The 23,724-nt window shown below is 69.6% G+C and carries 20 protein-coding genes and 2 tRNA genes; 6 read left to right on the plus strand and 16 right to left on the minus strand.

What is annotated here, in order from left to right; genetic code table 11:
- The 4 genes from murA to V6S02_RS07615 form a co-directional block, all read right to left on the minus strand.
- Positions 1–1,383 carry a UDP-N-acetylglucosamine 1-carboxyvinyltransferase gene (murA, locus tag V6S02_RS07600; protein ID WP_336400393.1) on the minus strand — a complete coding sequence of 461 codons (1,383 nt, stop codon included), beginning with the start codon at positions 1,381–1,383 and terminating at the stop codon, positions 1–3.
- 72 nt (positions 1,384–1,455) lie between these two features.
- Entirely contained in the window at positions 1,456–2,076 is a 621-nt protein-coding gene (gene leuD, locus V6S02_RS07605; protein ID WP_124293444.1) for a 3-isopropylmalate dehydratase small subunit, read from the minus strand.
- A gap of 1 nt (position 2,077) precedes the next feature.
- Positions 2,078–3,592 carry a 3-isopropylmalate dehydratase large subunit gene (gene leuC, locus V6S02_RS07610; RefSeq protein ID WP_336400394.1) on the minus strand — a complete coding sequence of 505 codons (1,515 nt, stop codon included), beginning with the start codon at positions 3,590–3,592 and terminating at the stop codon, positions 2,078–2,080.
- A 142-nt stretch (positions 3,593–3,734) separates the two neighbouring features.
- Positions 3,735–4,871, minus strand: a complete 1,137-nt coding sequence (locus V6S02_RS07615; RefSeq protein ID WP_336400395.1) for a TerC/Alx family metal homeostasis membrane protein — start codon at positions 4,869–4,871, stop codon at positions 3,735–3,737.
- Positions 4,872–5,012: 141 nt separating this feature from the next.
- Here V6S02_RS07615 and V6S02_RS07620 point away from each other — a divergent pair, with 141 nt between their 5' ends.
- Entirely contained in the window at positions 5,013–5,564 is a 552-nt protein-coding gene (locus tag V6S02_RS07620) for an RNA polymerase sigma factor (RefSeq protein ID WP_336400396.1), read from the plus strand.
- Positions 5,561–6,691: a DUF4349 domain-containing protein gene (locus tag V6S02_RS07625; RefSeq protein WP_336400397.1), complete on the plus strand. Its 1,131-nt coding sequence runs from the start codon at positions 5,561–5,563 to the stop codon at positions 6,689–6,691. The genes V6S02_RS07620 and V6S02_RS07625 overlap by 4 nt, the downstream gene beginning before the upstream one ends.
- A gap of 81 nt (positions 6,692–6,772) precedes the next feature.
- Here V6S02_RS07625 and V6S02_RS07630 read toward each other — a convergent pair whose 3' ends face one another.
- The 3 genes from V6S02_RS07630 to V6S02_RS07640 are packed head-to-tail and all read right to left on the minus strand — an operon-like array spanning position 6,773 to position 10,604.
- On the minus strand, positions 6,773–8,806 hold the full coding sequence (locus tag V6S02_RS07630; RefSeq protein ID WP_336400398.1) for a PTS fructose transporter subunit IIABC: 2,034 nt from the start codon (positions 8,804–8,806) through the stop codon (positions 6,773–6,775).
- A 23-nt stretch (positions 8,807–8,829) separates the two neighbouring features.
- Positions 8,830–9,822: a 1-phosphofructokinase family hexose kinase gene (locus tag V6S02_RS07635; protein ID WP_336400399.1), complete on the minus strand. Its 993-nt coding sequence runs from the start codon at positions 9,820–9,822 to the stop codon at positions 8,830–8,832.
- On the minus strand, positions 9,819–10,604 hold the full coding sequence (locus tag V6S02_RS07640) for a DeoR/GlpR family DNA-binding transcription regulator (protein WP_336400400.1): 786 nt from the start codon (positions 10,602–10,604) through the stop codon (positions 9,819–9,821). Before V6S02_RS07640 ends, V6S02_RS07635 begins: the two co-directional genes overlap by 4 nt.
- A gap of 169 nt (positions 10,605–10,773) precedes the next feature.
- On the opposite strand from V6S02_RS07640, the gene V6S02_RS07645 reads away from it, so the two are divergent.
- Entirely contained in the window at positions 10,774–12,069 is a 1,296-nt protein-coding gene (locus V6S02_RS07645; RefSeq protein WP_336400401.1) for a serine/threonine-protein kinase, read from the plus strand.
- Between the two features lie 54 nt (positions 12,070–12,123).
- On the opposite strand, the gene V6S02_RS07650 is transcribed toward V6S02_RS07645, so the two are convergent.
- A tRNA-Glu gene (locus tag V6S02_RS07650) sits at positions 12,124–12,199 on the minus strand.
- A gap of 107 nt (positions 12,200–12,306) precedes the next feature.
- Between V6S02_RS07650 and V6S02_RS07655 the strand changes: the two genes are divergently transcribed.
- Positions 12,307–12,945 (plus strand): MBL fold metallo-hydrolase, encoded by a 639-nt coding sequence (locus tag V6S02_RS07655; RefSeq protein WP_336400402.1) that lies wholly within the window; start codon positions 12,307–12,309, stop codon positions 12,943–12,945.
- A gap of 22 nt (positions 12,946–12,967) precedes the next feature.
- Entirely contained in the window at positions 12,968–13,882 is a 915-nt protein-coding gene (locus tag V6S02_RS07660) for a phosphotransferase (protein WP_164478180.1), read from the plus strand.
- 40 nt (positions 13,883–13,922) lie between these two features.
- On the opposite strand, the gene V6S02_RS07665 is transcribed toward V6S02_RS07660, so the two are convergent.
- The 7 genes from V6S02_RS07665 to V6S02_RS07695 all read right to left on the minus strand — a co-directional run bounded on the left by V6S02_RS07665 (position 13,923) and on the right by V6S02_RS07695 (position 21,482).
- Positions 13,923–13,994 (minus strand) — tRNA-Gln (locus V6S02_RS07665).
- A gap of 81 nt (positions 13,995–14,075) precedes the next feature.
- Entirely contained in the window at positions 14,076–15,590 is a 1,515-nt protein-coding gene (gene gltX / locus V6S02_RS07670; protein ID WP_336400403.1) for a glutamate--tRNA ligase, read from the minus strand.
- Positions 15,591–15,600: 10 nt separating this feature from the next.
- Positions 15,601–16,893, minus strand: coding sequence for an MFS transporter (locus V6S02_RS07675; RefSeq protein WP_336400404.1), 1,293 nt, complete (start codon positions 16,891–16,893; stop codon positions 15,601–15,603).
- Positions 16,893–17,669: a fumarylacetoacetate hydrolase family protein gene (locus V6S02_RS07680; RefSeq protein ID WP_336400405.1), complete on the minus strand. Its 777-nt coding sequence runs from the start codon at positions 17,667–17,669 to the stop codon at positions 16,893–16,895. Before V6S02_RS07680 ends, V6S02_RS07675 begins: the two co-directional genes overlap by 1 nt.
- A gap of 36 nt (positions 17,670–17,705) precedes the next feature.
- The gene (locus V6S02_RS07685; RefSeq protein WP_336400406.1) at positions 17,706–18,812 is read right to left on the minus strand and encodes a branched-chain amino acid aminotransferase; all 1,107 of its coding nucleotides are present in this window, start codon (positions 18,810–18,812) and stop codon (positions 17,706–17,708) included.
- A gap of 38 nt (positions 18,813–18,850) precedes the next feature.
- Entirely contained in the window at positions 18,851–19,903 is a 1,053-nt protein-coding gene (locus V6S02_RS07690) for a 3-isopropylmalate dehydrogenase (protein ID WP_336400798.1), read from the minus strand.
- A gap of 43 nt (positions 19,904–19,946) precedes the next feature.
- Positions 19,947–21,482, minus strand: coding sequence for an MFS transporter (locus V6S02_RS07695; RefSeq protein WP_442927919.1), 1,536 nt, complete (start codon positions 21,480–21,482; stop codon positions 19,947–19,949).
- Between the two features lie 66 nt (positions 21,483–21,548).
- Here V6S02_RS07695 and V6S02_RS07700 point away from each other — a divergent pair, with 66 nt between their 5' ends.
- Positions 21,549–22,094, plus strand: a complete 546-nt coding sequence (locus V6S02_RS07700; RefSeq protein ID WP_336400408.1) for a TetR/AcrR family transcriptional regulator — start codon at positions 21,549–21,551, stop codon at positions 22,092–22,094.
- Between the two features lie 10 nt (positions 22,095–22,104).
- On the opposite strand, the gene serA is transcribed toward V6S02_RS07700, so the two are convergent.
- A complete protein-coding gene (serA, locus tag V6S02_RS07705; protein WP_336400409.1) occupies positions 22,105–23,709 on the minus strand; it encodes a phosphoglycerate dehydrogenase in 1,605 nt (534 codons plus the stop codon).
- Positions 23,710–23,724: the final 15 nt, after the last annotated feature.

A 23,724-nucleotide genomic window follows, 5' to 3' on the forward strand; every position in this document is an offset into this window, starting at 1 on the left:
TCACCCGATGACGCGGAAGTCGGCGCCGAGCGCGTCCAATTTGGCGAAGAACTTCTCGTAGCCGCGTCGGATGATCCCGACGTTGCGCACCGTCGATTCGCCTTCCGCCGCCAGGGCCGCGATCACGTAGCTGTATCCGCCGCGAAGGTCGGGCACCACGACGTCGGCGCCGTTCAGCGGCGTGGGACCGTTGATGACGGCGGCCTGCTCGAGGGCGCGACGCGGGACGCGTCGACCCGGCATGTCCAGCCCCTGCGGGTGCACCTGGATGTCGGCGCCCATCTTGTTCAGCGCCGCGGTGAACCCCAGCCGGTTCTCGTACACCGTCTCGTGGACGACGGACTGCCCCTCGGCCTGCGTGAGGGCGACGATGAGCGGCTGCTGCCAATCGGTCATGAAACCCGGGTGGACGTCCGTCTCGACCATGACCGGCCGGAGGGCCTCGCCACGGCGGAACCGGATACCGTCCTCGCGGACGTCGAAGGACCCTCCCGCCTTGCGGAAGACGTTGAGGAACGTGAGCATCTCCTGCTGACGGGCGCCGGAGACGAAGATGTCACCGTCCGTGGCCAGGGCGGCGCACGCCCACGACGCAGCCTCGTTGCGGTCGAAGATGCAGCGGTGGTCGTAGCCGCTGAGGTTCGGGACCCCCTCGATGAGGATGACGCGATTGGGCTCGTAGGAGATGATCGCGCCCATCTTCTGCAGCACCGCGATGAGATCCATGATCTCCGGCTCGATCGCGGCGTTGCGCAACTCTGTGACGCCGCGTGCGCGGACCGCCGTGAGCAGCACCTGCTCCGTCGCGCCGACACTCGGATACGGCAGCTCGATGTTCGCCCCGTGCAGACCGTCGGGCGCCGACAGGCGGATTCCGCTGGGCAGCTTCTCCACGATGGCGCCGAAGTTGCGGAGCGCGTCGAGGTGGAAGTTGATCGGTCGATCTCCGATGCGGCAGCCGCCGAGGTCGGGGATGAACGCCTGTCCGAGCAGGTGCAGAAGCGGACCGCAGAACAGGATCGGGATGCGGGACGCACCGGCGTGGGCGTCGATCTCCTCCATGTGGGCGGACACCGCTTCGCGGGGGTCGAAATGCAGCGTGCCGGGCTCCTCGCCGTCATCCACTCGCACGCCGTGCGCCTCGAGAAGCGACCGGACGACCTTCACGTCGCTGATGTCGGGCACGTCGCGAAGGACGCTCACGCTGTCACCGAGGAGGGCGGCGACCATCGCCTTGGTGGCGAGGTTCTTGGCCCCCTTGACATCGACCCGTCCGCGCAGCGGGCGTCCGCCGCGGATGCTGAGGATCTCTCCGGTCGCTTCGGTCACGGCGATCTCCTGCTCCCCCGTGGGGGATCCCGCATCGCTGAGAAGGGTCTTCATCCGGTGGTCCTCACTTAGGTGTCTTCGAGGGTGTGGCGAGGGCTGAACGGCGTCGTGAGCCGTCATCCCGGCTTACCGGACGGGAAGTGTCCGTGGGCGCCACGCCTCCCGGCGGGCCTCGAACTGCGCGATCTGATCTGCGCTGCGCAGCGTGAGCCCGATGTCATCGAGCCCCTCGAGAAGCCGCCACCTAGTGTAATCGTCGATCTCGAAAGGCACCTGGAGGGGCTCGGCGCCGTCGCCTGCAGGGCCGACGAGACTCGCGACACGCTCGACGAGGTCGACGGTCATCGACAGCCCCGGCCGCGCGTCGACGGCGTCCCAGATGCGGTGCAGGTCGTCCTCGGAGATCGCTGCCGTCAGCAGGCCCTGCTTTCCCGCGTTCCCGCGGAAGATGTCGGCGAACTTCGGGCTCAGGATCACCGAGAACCCGAAGTCGCGCAGTGCCCAGACGGCGTGCTCGCGGCTCGAACCGGTGCCGAAGTCGGGTCCGGCCACCAGAATCGAAGCCCCCCGGAAGGCCGGCTGATTCAGCACGAAGTCGGGGTCTTGACGCCAGCTGGCGAAGAGCGCGTCTTCGAAGCCGGTCTTGGTGACGCGCTTGAGGTACACCGCGGGGATGATCTGGTCGGTGTCGACCGCGGAGCGCTTCAGCGGCGCGACGATGCCGGTGTGGGTGGTGAACTTCTCCATGTCAGGCCTCCGCCCCGGTCAGGGTGTCGAGGCTCGGCGAACCGAGCCCGGCGTCCGCGTCGTCCAGGTCGCTCGGGCTGGAGAGGGTTCCGCGCACCGCGGTGGCGGCGGCCACCAGCGGTGAGACGAGATGGGTTCGTCCGCCCTTCCCCTGCCGGCCCTCGAAGTTGCGGTTCGACGTCGAGGCGCAGCGTTCGCCGGGAGCGAGCTGGTCGGGGTTCATCCCCAGGCACATCGAACATCCCGCGAAGCGCCATTCCGCGCCGAATTCGGTGAAGATCTCGTGAAGCCCCTCGGCTTCGGCCTCCAGCCGCACGCGGGCCGAGCCCGGCACCACCATCACCCGGACCCCGTCGGCCTTCTTCCGACCCTTCACGATCGACGCGAAGGCGCGAAGGTCCTCGATGCGACTGTTCGTGCACGATCCCATGAAGACCGCATCGACCGGCACGTCCTTGAGCGGCGTGCCGGGCTCCAGCGCCATGTACTCCAGCGCGCGCTCGGCCGCGGCGCGCTCATTCGGGTCGACGAAATCGTCGGGCGAGGGCACGACGTCCGACAGCGAGACCCCCTGTCCGGGATTGGTGCCCCAGGTCACGAACGGCTCGAGTGCGTCGGCGTCGAGGAACACCTCGGCGTCGTAGACCGCGCCCTCGTCGCTGGGGAGCGTCCTCCAGTAGGCGACCGCGTCCTCCCAATCTCGGCCCTGCGGCGCGTGGGGCTTGTCCTTGACGTAGGCGAAGGTCGTTTCGTCGGGCGCGACCATCCCCGCGCGAGCCCCGGCTTCGATGGACATGTTGCAGATCGTCATCCGCCCCTCCATCGACAGCGACCGGATCGCCGACCCCCGGTACTCCAGCACGTATCCCTGGCCGCCGTTGGTACCGATCTTGGCGATGACCGCCAGGATGATGTCCTTCGCGGTCACCCCGGGCTTCAGCTCCCCCTCCACCGTGATCGCCATGGTCTTGAAGGGCTTCAGCGGCAACGTCTGGGTCGCCAGGACGTGCTCGACCTCGCTCGTCCCGATCCCGAAGGCCATTGCACCGAAGGCGCCGTGGGTCGAGGTGTGCGAGTCCCCGCACACGACCGTGATCCCGGGCATGGTGAGGCCCAGCTGAGGCCCCACGACGTGAACGATCCCCTGCTCCTTATCGCCGAGGGAGTGCAGCCGAACCCCGAACTCCTCGGCATTGCGACGCAGGGTGTCGATCTGCGTGCGGCTGGTGAGGTCGGCGATCGGCTTGTCGATGTCGAGCGTCGGGGTGTTGTGGTCCTCGGTGGCGATCGTCAGGTCCAGCCGGCGGACCGGGCGGCCCTCCGCGCGCAGGCCGTCGAACGCCTGGGGACTGGTGACCTCGTGGACCAGGTGGAGATCGATGTAGATCAGATCCGGCTCGCCGTTCTGTCCCTTGACCACGACGTGGTCCTCCCACACCTTCTCGGCGAGGGTGCGGGGTCGATCGGGGATCGCGACGGTACCGGCGGTGGACGTATCGATATCGGACGTGCTCATTGCGTTCTCCTCGGGAAGGGGATCAAGCCCGCGACGAACTCCGCGACGAGAGAGGCCTGGTTACGAGGTCTCGCCGCGGCCGCTAAGGAGAAGGCGAGCGATCCGCACGGGCTCAGAGTACCACCGGGTGCCGCGCACGCGATTATCGTCCGTCATCGCCGGTGGCTGCGCCGTCCACTTCGGTGCGGGTTCCCCTTTCGTCGGCCACCGCCGCGGCGGCGGCTTCGGCCGGCGTCCGTCCCGAGCCGTCGGGGAGGTCGGCGGCCGGCCGGTCCGCGGCATCTACCGTGGTGACCATCTCGCCTTCGCGACGGGCGGCGATGAGGCTCGCCAGGGTCGCCACCGTCATCGCCGCGATGATCACGCCCAGCGACACCCACGTCGAGATGTCCGGCGCCCACTCGACGTGCTCGCCGCCGTTGATGAAAGGCAGCTCGTTCTCGTGCAGGGCGTGGAGGAAGAGTTTCACGCCGATGAAGGCGAGGATGAAGGCGATGCCGTAATGCAGGTACTTCAAGCGGTCCAGGAGACCGCCGAGCAGGAAGTAGAGCTGGCGCAGCCCCATCAGTGCGAACAGGTTCGCCGTGAACACGATGAACGGGCTCTGGGTGATGCCGAAGATCGCCGGGATCGAGTCGATCGCGAACACCAGGTCGGTGAAGCCGATCGCAACGAAGACGAGGATCATCGGGGTGAAGATCTTCTTGCCGTTCACGACGGTGCGCAGCTTCGAGCCGTCGTACCCGTCGCTGATGTCGATGAAGCGACGCAGGAAGCGCACGATGCCCGTTTCGGCCTGCGCATCGTCGTCGTGTTTGCCCGGGAAGGCCTGCCGCCAGGCGGTGTAGACGAGGAAGAGGCCGAAGACGTAGAAGATCCAGCTCAGATTCTCGATCAGCACGGCGCCGAGCATGATGAAGATGGCGCGCAGGATCAGCGCGATGATGATGCCCACCATCAGCACCTCCTGCTGATATCGGCGCGGCACCGAGAACTGACTCATCAGCAGCACGAAGACGAAGAGGTTGTCGACCGAGAGGCTGTACTCCGTCAGCCACCCCGCGACGAACTCGCCCATCGCGTCCCCCGAGCCGGTCACCAGAAGCAGCACGACGGCGAACACCAGGGCGAGCGCGACATAGAACACCACCCACAGCGTCGCTTCCCTCATCGAGGGGATGTGAGGGCGCTTGAGGATGATGAGCAGATCCGCGAGGAGAATCAGCGACAGCACGATCAGGGCGGTGATCGCGAACCACGTCGGAATCTCATAGGTCATGGGCCTCCACGATACTCGCCGAGCAGGGGGTCTCCGAGCGGGAGGCAGGTCGCGAAATCGCCGGTGAGACGATCGGGGCGGGCACGACACTTATCGGGTGAGAGACAATGCGGATGCCGCGCAGCGGCGGAATGGGGAACGGTGACCGAGCAGACGGATGCGGCACTCGTCGCACGGGCCGCGGGCGGGAGTGAGCTCGCCTTCCGGTCGCTGTACCGCGCATACGTGCGGCCGGTGTACTGGGTCGCTCACGGGCTGCTCCACGACGTTTCGGACGCAGAGGACGTCACCCAGGAGACCTTCCTCGTCGCGTGGCGGAAGCTGCCGTCGCTGCACCTCGCGGGCGACTCCCTGCTTCCGTGGCTGGTGACCGTCTGCCGACTGCAGGCGGCGAACCGGATGCGACGGCAGCGCCGTGATCGGACCCGTGAGGTGCACGGCGACCTGGACGAGACGCTGCCTTCGACGGTCGACGTCGAACAGCAGATCATCGATGCCGATCTGGTGGAGCGCATCCTCGCCGAGGTCGACACCCTGGGCGAGCTCGACCGGCAGATCTTCCGGCTGTGCGCGGCGGAGGGATACGGCTATCAGGCGGCCGCCGACGAGCTCGGCGTCGGCCATGGCGTCGTCCGCAATCGTCTCTCCCGCATCCGCGCCCGCGTGCGGACCGCCCTGAAGGAGAGCACATGAACACCGTCCAGCGCACCCCGCTCCCCGACCTCAGCGAGGAACGGATCGACCGCATCGAGCGGGGGCTGTTCACCGGGATCGACGCCGAGCGATCGATCCGCCACCGGCGCCGCCGCACCGGCTGGATCACCGCCGGCGCGGCGGCCGCCGTGATCGTCGTGGCCGCCGCGATCGCCCCGGCTGTCGGAGGGATCGTCTCCCCCGTGGCGTCGAACGAATCCGCCGTCGCACCCGCCGGCGGCGATGCGGCCACGGCACCGCTCGACCAGGGCGTGCCCCAGGAGGAGAGCGGTACGGCCGACGACCTCGGAGCCGCTGGAGGCGCGGCAGCGGCGCAGGCGCCGGCGGCACGCGACATCGTCACGACCGCGTCGGCGAGCATCGTCGTTGACGATGTCCCGGCGGCTGCCGAGGACGTCGGCGCTGCAGCCATCGCGCTCGGCGGGTACGTGCAGTCGCAGTCGATCGGTCAGACCGGCGTGCCGATCCCCATCGAACCGGGGACCGGCGGACCGGACGTGTCGTACCCGGCACCCTTCGACGGCCGGTCCGGCTGGGTGACCGTGCGCATTCCCGCCGATGATCTGCCGACCTTCGTCTCGGGGCTCGCCGAGATCGGCGAGGTGACCCAGTCCTCGATCGACCGGCAGGACGTCACGGAGCAGACCGTCGATCTCCGGGCCCGCGTCGAGGCGACGCAGGCATCGGTCGACCGACTGGAAGAGCTTCTCGCACAGGCGGGCGACCTCGGTGACCTCATCGCCGCGGAAAGCGCGCTCGCCGAACGCCAGGCGACCCTGGAGTCCTATCAGCAGCAGCTGGAGTCGCTCGAAGGGCAGGTGGAGCTCTCGACGGTCTCGGTGTCGCTGTCGCCGCGGGTGGAGCAGGTCGCAGCCGACCCGGCGGGTTTCACCGACGGTCTTCTCGCCGGATGGAACGGTCTCATCGCCACGCTGAACGGCATCGTCATCGCTTTCGGGTTCCTTCTGCCCTGGCTCGCCGTTCTCGGTGTGGTCGCCCTCGTCGTCTGGGCGATCCTGCGCGTCCGCCGCGTGCGCCGGGCGCGGCGCGGCGCCGCGCCCGTACCGGCACCGGCACCGCAAGCAGACGGTGACAGCACCCGGTAGCGTCTCGGCGCCGCGAAGAAGCCCTGGTGATGGGGGTCACCAGGGCTTCTTCGCGCCGGCCAGGGGCCGCGGCCGGAGCTGTCAGGCTGCGACGGGGACCGCCGTGCTCACGGGAGCGACGACCGTCGCCTCCCGCTTGTGCACCCACCGCTTCAGCGCGATGACGGCGAAAGCCGACACCAGGACGCCCGCGAGGATCGAGACGAGGAAGCCCCAGATGGGCTGGATCGCGAAGAAGACGAAGATGCCACCGTGCGGCGCGAGCGAAGACACCCCGATCGCCATGCTCAGGCCGCCGGTCACCGCACCGCCCAGCATCGACGCCGGGATGACGCGGAAGAGGTCCGCTGCGGCGAAGGGGATCGCCCCCTCGGAGATGAACGCGGCGCCCAGCAGCCAGGCCGCCTTGCCGTTCTCGCGTTCGACGGGGGTGAAGAGATTGCGCGCCAGCACCGTCGATGCGAGGGCCATCGCCAGCGGCGGCACCATCCCGGCCGCCATCACGGCCGCCATGATGAGGTAGGGCGAGGAGAACGGCTGTGACGCCGTCGCGGCTGCGAGTCCGGTGGTGGCGAAGGTGTAGGCGACCTTGTTGACGGGCCCTCCGAGGTCGAAGCACATCATCAGACCGAGGATGACCCCCAGGATGACCGCCGACGCGCCGTTCAGGCTGTTGAGCCAGTCGGTCAGCCAGGTCATCAGCTGCGCGATGGGCCGACCGAGGAAGAGGATCATGAGGCCGGAGGCGACGACCGACCCGACGAGCGGGATGATGACCACCGGCATGAGCCCGCGCAGCCAGCGAGGGGCCGGCAGACGCCCGAGCCACCAGGCGATGAATCCGGCCAGCAATCCGCCGATGAGCCCGCCGATGAACCCCGCGCTCATCAGGACGGCGACCGCGCCCGCCACGAAGCCGGGAGCGATGCCCGGCCGATCGGCGATCGCGAAGGCGATGAACCCGGCCAGCACCGGAACGAGGAAGCCCATCGAGGTCGCGCCGATCATGAAGGCGACCGAGCCGAGGTACTGACCGAGACCGCCGGCGGGCAGATCCCACAGCGAGTTCTGCACGATGACGTTCGCCGCATCGTCGGTCACCTGGTACCCACCGAGGAGGAATCCCAGCGCGATCAGCAGACCGCCGCCCGCGACGAAGGGAATCATGTAGCTCACGCCGGTGAGGAGCCAGCGCTTGATGCGGGCGCCGACCGATTCCTGGACAGCCGTGGAGTTCGCCGCAGCCGCCGTTGCTGCACCACCGACCCTCTCGGCGCGCGGATCGGATGCCGCGGCGACCGCGTCGGCGATGAGCTTCTCCGGCTGCTCGATGCCGCGCTTGACGCTGGTGCGCACGACGGGCTTGCCTGCGAAACGCTGAGGCTCGCGGACGTCGACGTCGACGGCGAAGATGACGGCGTCGGCATCGCGGATGATCTCGGCTGGAAGCGGCCGATAGCCGCTGGAGCCCTGGGGTTCCACGACGAGGTCGACCCCGGCCTTGTCCCCCGCTGCCGTCAGGGCGTCCGCGGCCATGAAGGTGTGGGCGATTCCCGTCGCGCAGGCCGTGACGGCGACGATGCGCGGACGAGCGTCGTCGGCAGCGGCGGGCTGTGCAGGTCCCGTGGGTGCGGAGATCGAGGTCGCGCCCGTTTCGCCGATCGCCTCTCGGACGATCGCCACGACCTCGTCGTCGCTTTTCGCCGCGCGCAGACCCGCGGTGAAGTCGTCGTCCATGAGGCTTCGCGCGAGCTTGGACAGCACGGCGAGGTGGTCCTCGGCGGCGTCGGCGGGCGCGGCGATGAGGAACACCAGATCGGCGGGTCCGTCATCGGCACCGAAGTCGACCCCCGGCACCAGCCGGGCGAAGGCCAGCGACGGGCGGGTGACGGCGGCGCTCTTGGCGTGTGGGATCGCGATGCCGCCGGGAAGGCCAGTCTCGTCCTTCTGCTCGCGAGCCCACGCGTCCGAGAACAGGGCCTCCGCGTCGGTCGCGCGGCCCTCTGCGACCACACGGTCGGCGAGGGCGCGGATCACTGCGGACTTGTCGGACCCGAGTCCGACATCCAGGCTCACAAGGCCGGGGGTGATGGTGTGCGACGCCGGTGAAGACATCTTCGAGACCTCCTCTGGTCTGCTCACGGGGCGATGCCCGCAGGGGTGGTGCGCTCGGCGACGAGCGCGACGGCTCGAACCTCCCCGGTGGGGAGATCGGCGGGAGTGGGGATCTGGGTGCCGGGAAGCGATGCCGCGGCGGAGCCGTAGCGGACCGCGCGCTCGAGCCGTTCGGCGGGGCCCGCGCCGGCGACCGCCGCGAGCACGTATCCGGCGAGGGAGCTGTCCCCCGCACCGACGGTGCTCACCGCCCGGATCGACGGGGGTGCGGCGAACCACGCGCCACCCTCGGCCAGCAGCACGGCGCCCAGGGATCCCAGCGTCACCAGCGCCGAACCCACCGAGCCGGGAACGAGGCCGGCCCCGACGCGGACGACCTCGGCGACGAGGTCGGCGACGTCGGGACCCGAACCTCCGAGTGCGCCGCCGAGACCGGCCAGCTGCGCGAGTTCCGCGTCGTTGGGCTTGATGAGATCGGGGCGACTCCGCTCGACCACGACAGCGAGCGCTGCGCCTGAGGTGTCGACCGCGATGAGGGGCGCGTCGGGAGCCTCGCGGACGGCGTCGATGACATCCGCGTAGAAGTCGTCGCCGACACCCGGCGGCACGGAACCTGCCAAGACCAGCCAGCGGGCACCTCGGCTGGCCGCGACGGTGTCGGCGATGGCCGCGCGGCGGTCGGCGATCGTCAGACGAGCCCCCGGCAGATTGATCTTGGTCGTCGTCCCCGCGGGATCGGTCAGTGCGATGTTGGCTCGGACGCGACCGGCCACTGCGGTCGAACGGGTGGGCACTCCCGTCTCACGGAGCAGATCGGCGTAGGGGTCGTGCGGATTCAGAGGCACAAGCGCGAGTGTGGGCACTCCCGCGGCGACGATCGCGCGCGAGACGTTGACCCCCTTGCCCCCGGCATCCTCGCGGACGGACACAGCCTGCTGCACCTCACCGGGCCGCAGGACGGAATCCAGCGCAACGGTGCGATCCAACGACGGGTTCGCCGTGAGCGTGACGATCATGCGGTCCACACCTCCACGTCGGCGCTCTTGAGCGCATCGCCGAGTTCTGCGGGGGGCGTGGTCTCGGTGACGAGGACGTCGATGTCCTCGAGCCCCGCGAACCGCACCAGGTACTCCTCCCCCACCTTGCTGGTGTCGGCGAGGACGATGACTCGTCGCGCAGCGCTCACGACGGCCCGCTTGACCGCCGCCTCCTCGGGGTCGGGCGTGCTGAGTCCGAAGGCGGCCGAGATCCCGTTCGTGCCGATGACCGCGACGTCGGGGCGGAGCTGAGAGATGGCCTCCACCGCCGCCGAGCCGACGGCGGCCGCCGTCAGACCCCGCACCCTCCCGCCGATGAGGGTCAGGGTCAGATCGGCACGGGCTCCGAGGTCGAAGGCGATGGGAACGGCGTGGGTGACCAGCTCGAGCCGTGCGGCACCGTCGACGGGGGTGCGGGCGGCGAATTCCCGTGCGAAGGCCGCGGTCGTCGTTCCGGCGTCGATGAAGATGGATCCGCCGAGGCCGGCCAGTGCTTCGGCTGCCCGAACGGCGATGCGCGCCTTCTCGTCTCCGCGCACCGCGCCGCGGTCGGCGACGGCGATCTCACTGGTTCCGCCGCGTGACGCGGCGACCGCGCCGCCATGAACCCGACGCAGCGCACCCGCGCGCTCCAGCGCATCGAGGTCGCGTCGCACGGTTTCCGTGGTCACCCCGAAGTCACGGGCGAGGTCGACGACGGAAACACGACCAGCCGTCAGCAGTTCCCGCTCGATCGCGTCCTGTCGCTCCGTCGCGTACATGCATCCTCTTCCTCAAGGTTTCCCACAGAGTACAACAGTAACCAACACGAAACAACATAAATCTAGACAAAACCAACATCGCGCGTCCGAGCCCCACCGGAGCCCGACGACGACGCCCGAGTAGGGTCGTGAAGACCACCGTCGGCAGACCCCCCACGAAGGAACCGCCGTGTCCCCCACCCCGTCCTCACCCGATCCGCTCCTCGATGGCCGCTATCGTCTGGGAGACCTCGTCGGCGAGGGTGGGATGGCGCGGGTGTACCGCGCAGAAGACGTGCTCCTCGGGCGCTCGGTGGCCGTCAAAGTCCTGCGCCCAGGCGTGGAGGGATCGGCTTCGCCCGAGCGGGCACGGGCCGAAGTCGCGGCTCTGGCCGCCCTGAGCCATCCGGGCCTGGTGATGCTTCTGGACGCGAGCCTGGAACCGGGAAAGCCCGAGTACCTCGTCATGGAGTTCGTGGAGGGGCAGACGCTCGCCCGAGCATTGTCCGCCGGCCCACTGCCTCCGACCGAAGTGGCGGCACTCGCCGCCGAACTCGCCGAGGCCCTGCACGTGGTCCACGCAGCCGGTGTCGTGCACCGCGACCTCAAACCGGCCAACATCCTGGTCACGCCGTCTCCCCTGCCCCATCGCCTGTTCCGCGCCAAGCTCGCGGACTTCGGCATCGCCTACCTGCTCGACAGCGCGCGGATCACCACACCCGGCACCGTGATCGGCACCGCGTCCTACCTGGCCCCCGAGCAGGTGCGCGGTGCCGCCCCCGCCCCGCCAGCCGACATCTACGCGCTCGGATTGGTGCTGCTCGAAGCGCTGACCGGCACGCGGGCGTTCCCTGCCGCGTCCGCCGCCGAGGCGGCACTCGCCCGATTGGGTGCGCCGCCTCGCATCCCTGCTGATGTCGGGCCGGGATGGCGGGCGCTCCTGGAGCGCATGACGGACCTCGATCCCGCCCGCAGGCCGGCGGCGCTGGAGGTCGCCGTGGCGACGGCCGACCTCACCGGCAGCACACCGGTCGAGATGGCGACCGCCGTGCTCCCGGCGGCACCCGGGCGCGGTGAGGAGCCGACGGCCGTCCTCGCTCCTGCTCATCCGACCGGCGCAGCCGCCCCCACCCGACGTCGCCGTGCCCCGGTCGCCTGGGGGGCCGTCGCGGCCGGAGCGGCACTGGTCCTGGGACTGGGCACGTGGGCCGCCGTCAGCGCCGGCACCGCCGTGCCCGGACCGGCGGCGAATGACCCGAGCGAGAGCCCCGTGCCGGCGACGACGACCTCCGACCCCGGGGTGGACCCGGCCTTCGAACAGCCCGCCGATCCCGCCCCGCCGGCCGACGAGCAGACGCAGCGCGACGCCGAGAAGGCCCAGCGAGAGGCAGAGAAGGAGGCAGAGAAGGCACGCAAGGAGGCCGAGAAGGAAGCAGAACGCGAACGCGAGGAGGCCGAGGACGGCCCCGGCGACGGCGACGGCTGATACATCGCCTGAAACGCACGAAAGCCCCCGGCGAACCGGAGGCTTTCGTGCTGTTGGTGACCCCAGCGGGATTCGAACCCGCGTTACCGCCGTGAGAGGGCGGCGTACTAGGCCGCTATACGATGGGGCCGTCAGGCAACCGTTCGATTATGCCATGGCCTCGGCGCCGCGAACAAATCGGGCCGGCGCCGGCGGACGTCGCTTGCCGACGCCGCCCCGCACGGGTTGACTCGGGTCATGCGAGTCACCAAGCACGAACACGCGGCGCTCACCCTCGAAGACTCCGGCTCGACGCTGGTGATCGATCCCGGCACCTTCACCGACCCCCTCTACGACCTCCGCGAGGTCGCGGGGATCGTGCTGACGCACGAGCACCCCGATCACTGGACGGCCGATCATCTCGACCGCATCCTGAAGATGTCGCCGGGTACCCCCGTCTACGGTCCGCCGGGCGTCGCCGCGGCCGCGGCGGGCTTCGATGTGATCGTGGTGAACCCCGGCGACACCCTGGAGCTCGGGCCGTTCCGCCTCCGGTTCTTCGGCGGCCAGCACGCGGTCATCCACTCCTCCCTCCCGGTCGTCGACAACGTCGGGGTCCTCGTGAACGACGTCTTCTACTACCCCGGCGACTCCTACACCGTTCCCGGGGGTGTGGAGGTGCAGCTGCTGGCCGCGCCCCTGGGTGCCCCCTGGCTGAAGATCGGCGAGGCGATCGACTTCGTGCTCGCGGTGAAGCCCCGACAGGCTTTCGGAACCCATGACATGACGCTGTCGATCCTCGGGCGCGACATGCACCGTGGGCGGCTTCGCTGGGCGACCGAGCAGAACGGCGGCGAGTTCTTCGAACTCGAGCCCGGGGACTCGATCGACGTCTGACGTCGTTCGGACAATGCCGCCGATGCCGGGGATGCCGCCTGCCGACGTCCAGATCACCTCGGCGCTCGTGGCGGGGCTGATCCGCCGCTCTGTTCCCGACGTCGGGTCCGAGACGCTCTCAGCCCAGCCGGCCGCGAGAGGCTGGGACTGCGAGACCTGGCGGCTGGGTGAGAAGCTCGCGGTGCGTCTGCCCCGTCGTGCCGCCGCCGCGGCCGGCGTCGCGCATGAGCAGGCGGTCATGCGGTCGCTGTCCGAGAATCTCGCGGCCGCCGACGTCGGCGCACCGGACGTGGTGTTCGCGGGGCGGCCGGACGAGACCTTCCCCTATCCGTGGTCGGTGGTCACCTGGCACGAGGGCAGTACCGGACTGGACGTCGCCCGGGAGGATCGCCGGGCGTGGGCGGCACCACTGGCTCACGCACTTCGCGCGATTCATCGCACCGCCCCGGGCGATCTCCCCGCCAATCCCGCCCGCGGGGGCGCGCTTTCCACGCGGGCCGAGAGCGTCGCACGTCATCTCTCCGCCCTCCGCGAGACGTCGACGGTGGGCGCCCGCGACATCGGCCTGCTGGCGAGACTGTGGGACGAGGGCCTCGCGGCCGACGGATGGCGCGGTGCGCCCGCACTCATCCACGGCGACCTCCACCCGGGGAACCTCATCGCGCGCGGACCTCGACTGGTCGCGGTGATCGACTTCATCGACGTCGCCCCCGGCGACCCCGCCTACGATCTCGCCGCCGCCTGGCTCTGCTTCGATGCTGACGGGCGCCGCGCCTTCATCCGGAACACCGAGGATGTCTTCGCCGCCGACGATTGGATCCGCGCCCGCGCCTGGGCGGCGGCGTTCACGGCGATCCTCCTCGGGCAGAGTGACGATCTGCCCGCCTACGCGGCGCTCGCCCGAGAGAGCCTCGCGGAGCTGCGCCGATGGCCCTGAACGACGAAAACCCCCGAATGATCGGGGGTTTCTCGTCTTGCTGGGGTACCTGGACTCGAACCAAGAACAACTGAACCAGAATCAGCCGTGTTGCCAATTACACCATACCCCAATGGCCCCAGCCGAAGCCGTGCCGAGGGTCGAGTCTAGTAGACCTCGGACTGGTCGCCAAACCGAGAGCGGATGCCGCGGTTCATCGCCCGAGGTGGGCGACCAGCCGGCCCAGCCGCCGCACCGATTCGGCCTTCCCGAGGAGCTCCATCGATTCGAACAGCGGCGGGGAGACTCGACGCCCGGTGATCGCGACGCGGGGCGGACCGTAGGCCACCCGGGGTTTCAGCCCGAGCTCGTCGACGAGGGCGCGCGCGAGGGCGTCCTGCACGGCCGCGGCGGTCCACTCCCCCGCGGGAACGAGCTCGAGGGCTCCGACACTCGCGACGAGCACCTCGGTGGCATTCGTGGGCAGACCGGCCAGCGCGTCGGCGTCGTAGTCCGGCTCGTCGACGAAGAGGAAGCCGAGCATCCCCGGCACGTCGCCGAGCAGCTGCAGCCGCTCCTGCACCAGAGGAGCGGCCTCCCACAGCAGTGCCGCCTGTTCATCCGACGGCGGGTCGGCGATGACGCCCGCAGCGGCGAGGTAGGGGACGATGCGAGCGGCGAAGTCGCCGGGTTCGAGCATCCTGATGTGATCGCCGTTGATCGATTCGGCCTTCTTCTGATCGAAGCGGGCGGGGTTGGGATTGACGTCGGCGATGTCGAAGGCCGCGACCAGCTCGTCCAGGCTGAACACGTCACGGTCGGGGGCGATCGACCAGCCCAGGAGGGCGAGGTAGTTCAGAAGCCCCTCGGGGATGAAGCCCTTCTCGCGCTGGTGGAAGAGGTCGGCGCGGGGATCGCGCTTGGAGAGCTTCTTGGTCCCGTCGCCCAGCACGAGCGGCATGTGGCCGAACCGCGGGATGAAGGTGGTCACCCCCGCATCAATGAGCGCGCGGTACAGGGCGAGCTGGCGGGCGGTGGACGGCATGAGGTCTTCGCCGCGAAGCACATGGGTGATTCCCATGAGCGCATCGTCGACGGGGTTGACGAAGGTGTAGAGCGGAACGCCGCCGGCACGCACGATGACGAAGTCGGGGAACGACCCCGCGGGGAAGGTCACCTCACCCCGGATGAGATCGACGTAGGTGAGGTCCTCGTCCGGCACTCGCAGGCGCCATGCCGGCTCGCGCCCCTCGGCGCGATAGGCGGCTTTCTGCTCCTCGGTGAGGTCGCGGTCGAAGTTGTCGTAGCCGAGCTGCTTGGCGCGGCCGGATGCTTCGTTGCGAGCGTCGATCTCTTCGGCGGTGGAGAAGCTCTCGTACACCGCGCCGGAGGCGATGAGCTTCTCCAGGACGCCGCGGTAGATCTCGTGCCGCTGCGACTGACGGTACGGTGCGTGGGGACCGCCCACCTCGACGCCTTCGTCCCAGTCGATCCGCAGCCACTGGAGCGCCTCGAGGAGCTGCAGGTAGCTCTCCTCGCTGTCGCGTGCCGCGTCGGTGTCCTCGATGCGGAACACCATGGTGCCGCCGTGGTGTCGTGCGTAGGCCCAGTTGAACAGGGCGGTGCGCACGAGTCCGACGTGCGGCAGACCTGTCGGCGAGGGGCAGAACCGGACGCGGACGTCGGAACCGGTGGCGGTCGTGGTGCGGGGATCGGGCGTAGCAGGCATCCTTGCCAGTTTAGGCGTCCGCCCGCGCCCCTCCGCGAAGCGCGAGGGGGGCGAGCGCCGAGGTCGCGATCACAGCGATCGACACCGCCACCGCCAGTCCGCCGTACCCGATACACCCGAGCACCAGACCCGCGAGGATCGCTCCGGCCGCCCCCACGAGGCTCATCAGGAAGTCGCTCGTGCCCTGGCGCCTGGTGCGGTGCGCCTCCGACGACGCCTCGGTGAGAAGCGCCGACCCCGCGACCGTCGACGCGCTCCATCCGAGGCCGAGGAGGATGAGTCCGACCGTCACCCAGAGAGTCGAGTCCTGTCCGAAGGAGGCCGTGACGAGCGCCGCGGCGAGGACGGCCTGACCGACGAGGATGGTCGGGATGCGCCCGATACGGTCGGCGAGCAGACCGAACACGGGCGCGACGGCGTACATGCCGGCGATGTGGAGACTGATGGTGAAGCCGATCACCGTCAACGTCGCACCCTGGTGCAGCAGGTGGACGGGCGTCATCGCCATGACGGACACCATCACCCCGTGCGCCGCGGCGATGGCGAAGATGGCGTATCGCGCGGGCCAGGGTCGGTCGGCTCGCGGCGCGATGGCCGACCCGCCCGCTGCCTCTCGGCTGATCACCAGCTGCTGCGCCGTGAGGAGCGGGTCGGGCCGGAGCGCCGTCAGGTACAGGACGATCGCGAGCGACTGTCCGAGAACGGTGAAGACATAGGGCCCGGTCAGGGCGGGAAGGCCGAGGAGGTCACCGACGGCCTCGCCGGGCCCGGTGAGATTCGGGCCGAGCACCGCGCCGATCGTCGTCGCCCAGACCACGATCGACAGATCGCGGCCGCGCGTGGCGTCGGTGGCGAGGTCGGCGGCGGCGAAGCGAGACTGCAGGTTCGCCGCCTGTCCCGCACCGACCAGCAGGAAGGCGACGAGCAGGAGGGGGAACGATGTCGCTGCGACGGCGGTGATCACGCCGGCCACGCCGACGAGCGCGATCGCCATCCCCGAGGCCAGTGACAGCCGGCGCCCGCGTCGTCTCGCGAGCGCGGCGAGAGGCACGGCGGTGAAGGCCGTGCCGAGTGTGACGGCCGCGGCGGCGAGGCCTGACAGCGACTCCTCGCCCGAGACCTCGCCGGCGAGGATCGCGCCGAGCGAGATCGTCGCGCCGAAGGCGATGCCGCCGAGGACCTGCCCGGCCGAGAGCACCCGCACCGTCCGGCGCTGGATGACCGCCGCCGCTGCGAGATCGTCGCCGAACCCGGTCACCGGTCGTGAGCGCGATGAGCCCGCGGCATCCGGACTCCCGGTCATCACCCCTCGCCGGCGGCGCGCGCGGTGTTTCGGAGGGTTCCGAGCCCCTCGATCTCGACGTCGACCGTGTCGCCGGCGGCGATCGGTCCCACCCCCGCCGGGGTTCCCGTCAGCACCACATCGCCGGGAAGCAGCGTGAACGCCGCCGAGGCGTAGGCGATGATGTCGGCGACGGAGAAGATCATGTCGGTCAACGGCGCGCTCTGCACCGTTTCGCCGTTGCGCCGCGTCGTCAGACGTGCCGGCGCCGTCGGGTCGAACTCGGTCTCGATCGCCGGCCCGAGCGGACAGAACGTGTCGAAGCCCTTGGCACGCGACCACTGTCCGTCGCTGCGCTGCAGGTCGCGCGCCGTGACGTCGTTGCCGATCGTGTAGCCGAACACGTGATCGAGGGCGCGCTCGGCGGGGACGTTCTTGGTCACCCGGCCGATCACCGCCGCGAGCTCGCCTTCGAAGTCCACCCGCGCCGACTGCGGCGGGAGCACGATCGCATCACCGGGGCCGATGACGGCGGTGTTGGGCTTGAAGAACAGCAGCGGTTCGGCCGGCACGTCGTTGCCGAGCTCGGCTGCGTGATCCTGATAATTGCGACCGACGCAGACGATCTTCGAGCGCGGAATGACCGGCGCGAGCAGCGTCACCGCGCCGAGCGGCACCCGCTCCCCGGTCGTGTCGAAGCCGGCGAACATCGGGTCGCCGGCGAGGACGACGAGTTCGCCGTCGTCGACGATTCCGTAGCTGATCGTGTCGTTGTGGCTGAAGCGGGCGACTCTCACCCGCTCAGCCTAGCGATCACCCCCGCCGCCGGACGGTCAGCCGTCGAGCCGCAGCAGCCACCCGTGGCGGTCTTCGCGCCGCCCGTACTGGATGTCGGTGAGTTCTTCGCGGAGCGACAGCGCGAGTTCGCCCACGGGCTGCTCGTCGAGGAAGCCCTTGCCCTTCAGCACCCCGATCGGTGTGACCACGGCCGCGGTGCCGCACGCGAAGACCTCGACGATGTCGCCGGAGGCGACACCCTCGCGCCATTCGTCGATCGAGACCGCGCGCCCCTCGACGTGGTGACCGCGGTCGATGGCGAGCTGCAGGATCGAGTCGCGCGTGATCCCTTCGAGGATCGACTCCGACTGCGGGGTGACGATCCGCCCGTCCTTGAAGACGAAGATGATGTTCATCCCGCCGAGTTCCTCGACGTTGCGGTGCTCGTCGAGGAACACCACCTGGTCGCACTCGTTCTCGTAGGCCTCGGATTGCGGCAGCAGACTCGCGGCATAGTTGCCCCCGGTCTTGGCAGCACCGGTGCCGCCCTTGCCCGCTCGCGAGTAGTCCTCGCTCAGCCAGATCGACACCGGCTGCACGCCGCCTTTGAAGTAGGCGCCTGCGGGGCTGGCGATGACGTAGTAGTTGACCTTGTGGGCGGGCCGCACGCCGAGGAACGCCTCCTTGGCGAACATGAACGGCCGGAGGTACAGGCTCTGGTCGGCACCGCCGGGCACCCATGCGCCGTCCACGGCGATGATCTCGCGCAGCGACTGGATGAAGTAGCTCACCGGGAGCTCGGGGAGGGCGAGCCGCCGCGCCGAGCGCTGCAGGCGCCGGCCGTTCTGGTCGGGACGGAAGGTGTGGATCGAACCGTCGGCGTGCCGATAGGCCTTGATCCCCTCGAAGATCTCCTGGCCGTAGTGGAGGACGGCGGCGGCGGGGTCCATCGCGATCGGACCGTACGGCTGCACCCGGGGCCGGTGCCACCCGCCGCCCACCGACCAGCAGATGTCGACCATGTGATCGGTGAAGTGGGTGCCGAAGCCGGGGTTGGCCAGGATCGCGTCGCGCTCGGCCGGTGTCTTCGCCGCGAGATTCTTGGTGACGGCGAACTGCAGAGGAGCGAGGCCGGTATCGGGATCTGAGTCGATGAGCGTCATGCGAGCATCCTGAGGTGTGTGGCGCGGAAGTGTCCAGGTTACGCCTGGAGGCGTGCGACGATGTCGTCGCCGATCTGCGAGGTCGTTCGCGGGGCGCCGCTGCGAGCGGCGATGTCCTCCTCGACCGCGAGGGTGACGCGATCGGCCTGAGTGCCGAGACCCAGGTGGTCCAGCATCAGTGCGACCGAGAGGATCGCCGCCGTCGGATCGGCCTTCTGCTGCCCGGCGATGTCGGGAGCCGACCCATGGACGGGTTCGAACATCGACGGGAACGCCCCCGCGGGGTTGATGTTCCCGGAGGCGGCGAGGCCGATGCCACCGGTGACGGCGCCGGCCAGGTCGGTCAGGATGTCGCCGAAGAGGTTGTCGGTGACGATGACGTCGAAACGACCGGGGTTCGTGACCAGGAAGATGGTGGCCGCGTCGACGTGGAGGTAGTCTACGGCGACATCCGGATGCTCCGCCGCAACCTCGCGCACGATGCGCTGCCAGATCGCCCCGGCGTGGACGAGCACGTTGGTCTTGTGCACCCAGGTCAGCCGGCGCGAGCGGCGCTCGGCGAGGTCGAAGGCATATCGGACGACGCGCTCCACGCCGAAGGCGGTGTTGACGGATGTCTCATTGGCGACCTCCTGAGGCGTACCCCGACGAATCGCACCGCCGTTGCCGACGTAGGGGCCTTCGGTGCCCTCGCGCACCACGACGAAGTCGATGTCGCCGGGTTCTGCCAGCGGTGTCACCGAGCCGGGATACGTCTTGGACGGCCGGAGGTTCACATAGTGGTCGAGCTCGAAGCGGAGCTTCAGCAGCAGGCCCCGCTCGATGTTGGCGTCCTTCAGTCGCGGGTCGCCCGGCACTCCGCCGACGGCGCCGAGCAGGATGGCGTCGTGCCCCGCGATCGCGGCGAGATCGTCATCGGTGAGGGTGTCACCGGTGTCGAGGTAGCGCCCGGCACCGAGCGAGAACCGGGTCTTGTCGAAGGTGACGCCACCTCCCACCGTCACGGCGTCGAGCACGTTCTCGGCCTCGGCGACGACCTCCGGGCCGATTCCGTCTCCGGGGATGACGGCCAGCTTCACCACACGCGACATCGCACTCCTGTTCATCGGACGCCTCGTCCGACGAACACGACGGTCACGAGGCGCGGGATCCCTTCAGAGTAGTGGCCGCAACGGCCGCGGCGAGGACGACCAGTCCCGCCCCGATCAGCGCGGTGACGCTCACCCCGGCGGAGAACGCCTGCGCCGCTGCCGCCTGCACGGCTTGCCCGGCGACCCCTCCGAGATCTGCCGCCGCCTCCACGGCCCCGGCGAGGGTCTCCTGAGCCTCCGCGGCCACTGCGGCCGGGACGTCCTCGGGAAGTACCAGGTTGGATCGATAGAGCGCGGTCAGAAGACCCCCGAGCACCGTGGTCCCCAACACGGCACCGAGCTCGTACGCCGTCTCGGACACCGCGCTGGCCGCGCCGGCCTTGGCGGGCGGCGCGCTGGCGAGGATCAGCTCGTTGGAGACGGTCTCGGCCGCACCGATGCCCATCCCGAGCGCGACGAACGCGCCGATGAGGAGCCCGGGACCGGTGTCGTCCCCCGCCGCGGCGATGAGGAGGTATCCGAGCACCGAGAACGCCAGGGCCACCGGTACGACGATGCGGGGGGCGATCCGCTTGGCGATCGGCACCACCGTCAATCCCGCCGCGATCATCGCGGCAAGCCCCGGAACGAGCGCCAGGCCCGATTCCAGTGGTGTGAGCCCGAGGACGAGCTGAAGGTGCTGCGCGACGAAGAAGAGGAAGCCGACGAGCCCCACCACACTGAGGAGATTCACCACGAGCGCGCCGCTGAAGGTTCCCACGCGGAACAGACGCATATCCAGCATCGGGTTGCGCACCCGCAACTGGCGGCGCACGAACAGGACGCCGAATCCCAGCCCCGCCAGGATCAGCAACGGGGCGGGCCCTGCCACCCCGTACACCGCGAGTTCCTTGATGCCGTAGACGACGGGGACCATCGTCGCCAACGAGAGCGCGATGCTGACGGGATCGATGCGTCCCGGGTTCGGATCCCGACTCTCGGGGACCAGGAGCGGAGCGAGGATCAGGAGCGGGATGAGGACGGGCACGGCCATGAGGAACACCGATCCCCAGGAGAAGTGCTCGAGGAGGATGCCGCCGACGATCGGTCCCAGCGCAGAACCCGCCGAGAACATCGAGGCCCACACCGCGATCGCGAAGCGACGCTGATCGCGATCGGTGAAGATGCTGCGCAGCAGCGAGAGGGTCGACGGCATCAGCATCGCGCCGAAGACGCCCATCCCGGCACGGGCGGCGATCAGCCATTCCGCGCTCGGGGCGAAGGCGGCGAGGGCCGACACCGTCGCGAAGCCGGTCGCGCCGAGCAGCAGCATCCGTCTCCGACCGAATCGGTCGCCGAGGGTCCCCATCGTGACCAACAGGCCCGCGAGGACCAGGGGGTACGCGTCGATGATCCACAGCTGCTGCGTGCTCGAGGGGGCGAGGTCGGCGGAGATCGCGGGCAACGCGAAGCTCAGCACCGTGTTGTCGACCGAGACCAACAGCACGGGGAGCATGAGGACGACCAGGGCCGCCCAGCCACGCCATCCCACCCGCCGGCCTGCGGCGTCGGCGAGTTCGATCTCCTGTGTGAGTGTCATCATTTCTATACCGTCCGGTCGGTATAGTATCAGAACCCACTCCGTCACGTCGATACGATCGAGGCCATGAGCAGACCGCCCCTCGCCCGCGAGAAGGTCCTCGATGCGTTCGAGGCGCTGCTCATCGATGAGGGCGAACGGGGGTCGACCCTCGACGCGACCGCCCGGGCCGCAGGGGTCTCCAAGGGTGGACTGCTCTATCACTACGCCTCGAAGGAGAGCCTCGAGCAGGCGCTGCTCGAGCGGCTCCACGCACTCGTCGATGCCGACGTGGCGGCGACCGCCGCAGCGCCGGAGGGGCCGATCGCCTACTTCCTGCGCACGTCTGTGATGAACGACGACGCGCTGGATCGCGCTCTGCTCGCGGTGGCGCGCCTCGCTCAGGGCGGGAACGCCGCGGCCAGCGAGGCGCTGCGCGACGTTCGCGCGAAGTGGGCCGACGTGCTGCGCCCGCACACCCGTGACGCCGCGGCGCTGGACCTGGTCATGCTCGTCAGCGACGGTCTCTACTTCAACAACGCCCTGGGCGGCGGGAACGTCCCCGGGCCGACGCCGCGCGGTAGCGCATTGGATGCCCTCGTGGGGCTCGTGGAGCGCGCCGCGGGCACCTGACCCGCTCCGGTCAGGACTCGGTGATGTCGATCTGCCGGAAGAGGTCGGCTCCGGTCGCGCGTCTCATCTCGTCGAGGATCTCGTCGGGCACCGGCGAGTCGACGGTGAGCACGCTCAGCGCGCGCCCCGTGCTGTCGGGCTGTGCGACCTGCAGGGCCTCGATGTTGATGTCGGCGTCGCCGAGGTACTTGCCGTAGATCGCCACGATGCCGGGGCGGTCGGCGTAGCGCATGACGACGTGGTGCCGTGCGATGGCGACCTCGATGTCGTACCCGTTGATTCCCACGACCTTCGGAACCATCCGCGTGCCCGCCAGTGTCCCGGCCACCGTGAGCACCGTGCCGTCGGAGAGGGTGCCACGCAGGACCGTGATGTTCCGGTAAAGAGGGCTCTCGGCCTCGACGATGAGGCGGGCCTCGATGCCGCGCTGTTCGGCGAAGAGCGGCGCGTTGACGTACGAGACGTTCTCGCTGACGATGTTCGTGAAGATGCCCTTCAAGGCAGCAAGGCGATACACGCTGACGTCGTAGGCGGCGAGCTCCCCGCGCACCTCGATGTCGAGGCTCGTCAGAGCGCCGTGCGCGAGGGCGGTGAAGAACTGGCCGAGCTGCTCGACGAGCGCGATGCCGGGCCGAACGAACGGGTCGATGACTCCCCCGGCCACGTTGACCGCGTCGGGAACGAGGTCGCCCTCGAGAGCGAGCTTGACCGAGCGCGCCACCGACACGCCCGCCTTCTCCTGCGCCTCCTCGGTGCTCGCCCCGAGATGCGGGGTGCCGACGACGCCGGGCAAGGACACCAGGCGCGCGGCAACCGAGTCGGCCGCGGGCGGCTCGGTGGTGAAGACATCCAGGCCTGCGCCGGCGATCACGCCGTTCGTGAGGGCGGTGTACAGGGCGTCTTCGTCGATGAGGCCGCCGCGTGCGACGTTCACCACGTACGCAGAGGGCTTCATCAGCGCCAGCTGGTCGGCACCGATCATCCCCGTGGTCTCCGGGGTCTTGGGCATGTGGACGGTGATCGCGTCGCTCTGGCGCAGCACGTCGTCGAACGGCAGCAGTTCGACCCCGAGCTGCTGCGCACGCGCGGGCGTGACGTAGGGGTCGTAACCGACGACGCGCACACCGAAAGCGCGGAGGCGTTCGGCGACGAGCGCACCGATGCGGCCCAGACCGAAGATGCCGACGGTCTTCTCGAACAGCTCCACGCCGGTGAAGGCGCTGCGCTTCCACTGTCCGTCGGCGAGCGACGCGTGTGCGGCGGGGATGTGACGGGCCAGACTCAGGATGTGACCCACGGTCAACTCGGCGGCGGAGATCACATTGGAGGTCGGCGCGTTCACGACCATGACTCCCCGCGCGGTCGCGGCCTTGATGTCGACGTTGTCGAGTCCGACACCCGCGCGGGCGACCACCTTGAGGTCGGGAGCGGCGGCCAGCGCCTCGGCGTCGATGCGCGTGGCGGATCGGACGAGCACGGCGCGCGCGTCGGCGAGTGCGGCCAGGAGCGCGGGACGATCGGTGCCGTCGACGTGGCGGACGTCGAAATCGGGCCCGAGGGCGTCGATCGTGGCGGGCGAGAGCTGTTCGGCGATCAGGACGACGGGCTTCGACACAGGGGCAGACCTTCG

It is taken from the genome of Microbacterium sp. CCNWLW134, assembly GCF_037083565.1.
GTDB lineage: Bacteria > Actinomycetota > Actinomycetes > Actinomycetales > Microbacteriaceae > Microbacterium.

Excerpts from the sequence above, each read along its gene's own strand:
- V6S02_RS07630 (WP_336400398.1), bottom strand. The coding sequence starts at position 8,806 with ATGTCTTCACCGGCGTCGCACACCATCACCCCCGGCCTTGTGAGCCTG.
- V6S02_RS07700 (WP_336400408.1), top strand. The coding sequence starts at position 21,549 with ATGAGCAGACCGCCCCTCGCCCGCGAGAAGGTCCTCGATGCGTTCGAG.
- V6S02_RS07615 (WP_336400395.1), bottom strand. The coding sequence starts at position 4,871 with ATGACCTATGAGATTCCGACGTGGTTCGCGATCACCGCCCTGATCGTG.
- murA (WP_336400393.1), bottom strand. The coding sequence starts at position 1,383 with ATGAAGACCCTTCTCAGCGATGCGGGATCCCCCACGGGGGAGCAGGAG.
- V6S02_RS07695 (WP_442927919.1), bottom strand. The coding sequence starts at position 21,482 with ATGACACTCACACAGGAGATCGAACTCGCCGACGCCGCAGGCCGGCGG.
- V6S02_RS07635 (WP_336400399.1), bottom strand. The coding sequence starts at position 9,822 with ATGATCGTCACGCTCACGGCGAACCCGTCGTTGGATCGCACCGTTGCG.
- V6S02_RS07675 (WP_336400404.1), bottom strand. The coding sequence starts at position 16,893 with ATGACCGGGAGTCCGGATGCCGCGGGCTCATCGCGCTCACGACCGGTG.
- V6S02_RS07625 (WP_336400397.1), top strand. The coding sequence starts at position 5,561 with ATGAACACCGTCCAGCGCACCCCGCTCCCCGACCTCAGCGAGGAACGG.
- leuC (WP_336400394.1), bottom strand. The coding sequence starts at position 3,592 with ATGAGCACGTCCGATATCGATACGTCCACCGCCGGTACCGTCGCGATC.
- V6S02_RS07685 (WP_336400406.1), bottom strand. The coding sequence starts at position 18,812 with ATGACGCTCATCGACTCAGATCCCGATACCGGCCTCGCTCCTCTGCAG.
- V6S02_RS07660 (WP_164478180.1), top strand. The coding sequence starts at position 12,968 with ATGCCGGGGATGCCGCCTGCCGACGTCCAGATCACCTCGGCGCTCGTG.
- leuD (WP_124293444.1), bottom strand. The coding sequence starts at position 2,076 with ATGGAGAAGTTCACCACCCACACCGGCATCGTCGCGCCGCTGAAGCGC.
- V6S02_RS07655 (WP_336400402.1), top strand. The coding sequence starts at position 12,307 with ATGCGAGTCACCAAGCACGAACACGCGGCGCTCACCCTCGAAGACTCC.
- V6S02_RS07690 (WP_336400798.1), bottom strand. The coding sequence starts at position 19,903 with ATGTCGCGTGTGGTGAAGCTGGCCGTCATCCCCGGAGACGGAATCGGC.
- V6S02_RS07640 (WP_336400400.1), bottom strand. The coding sequence starts at position 10,604 with ATGTACGCGACGGAGCGACAGGACGCGATCGAGCGGGAACTGCTGACG.
- gltX (WP_336400403.1), bottom strand. The coding sequence starts at position 15,590 with ATGCCTGCTACGCCCGATCCCCGCACCACGACCGCCACCGGTTCCGAC.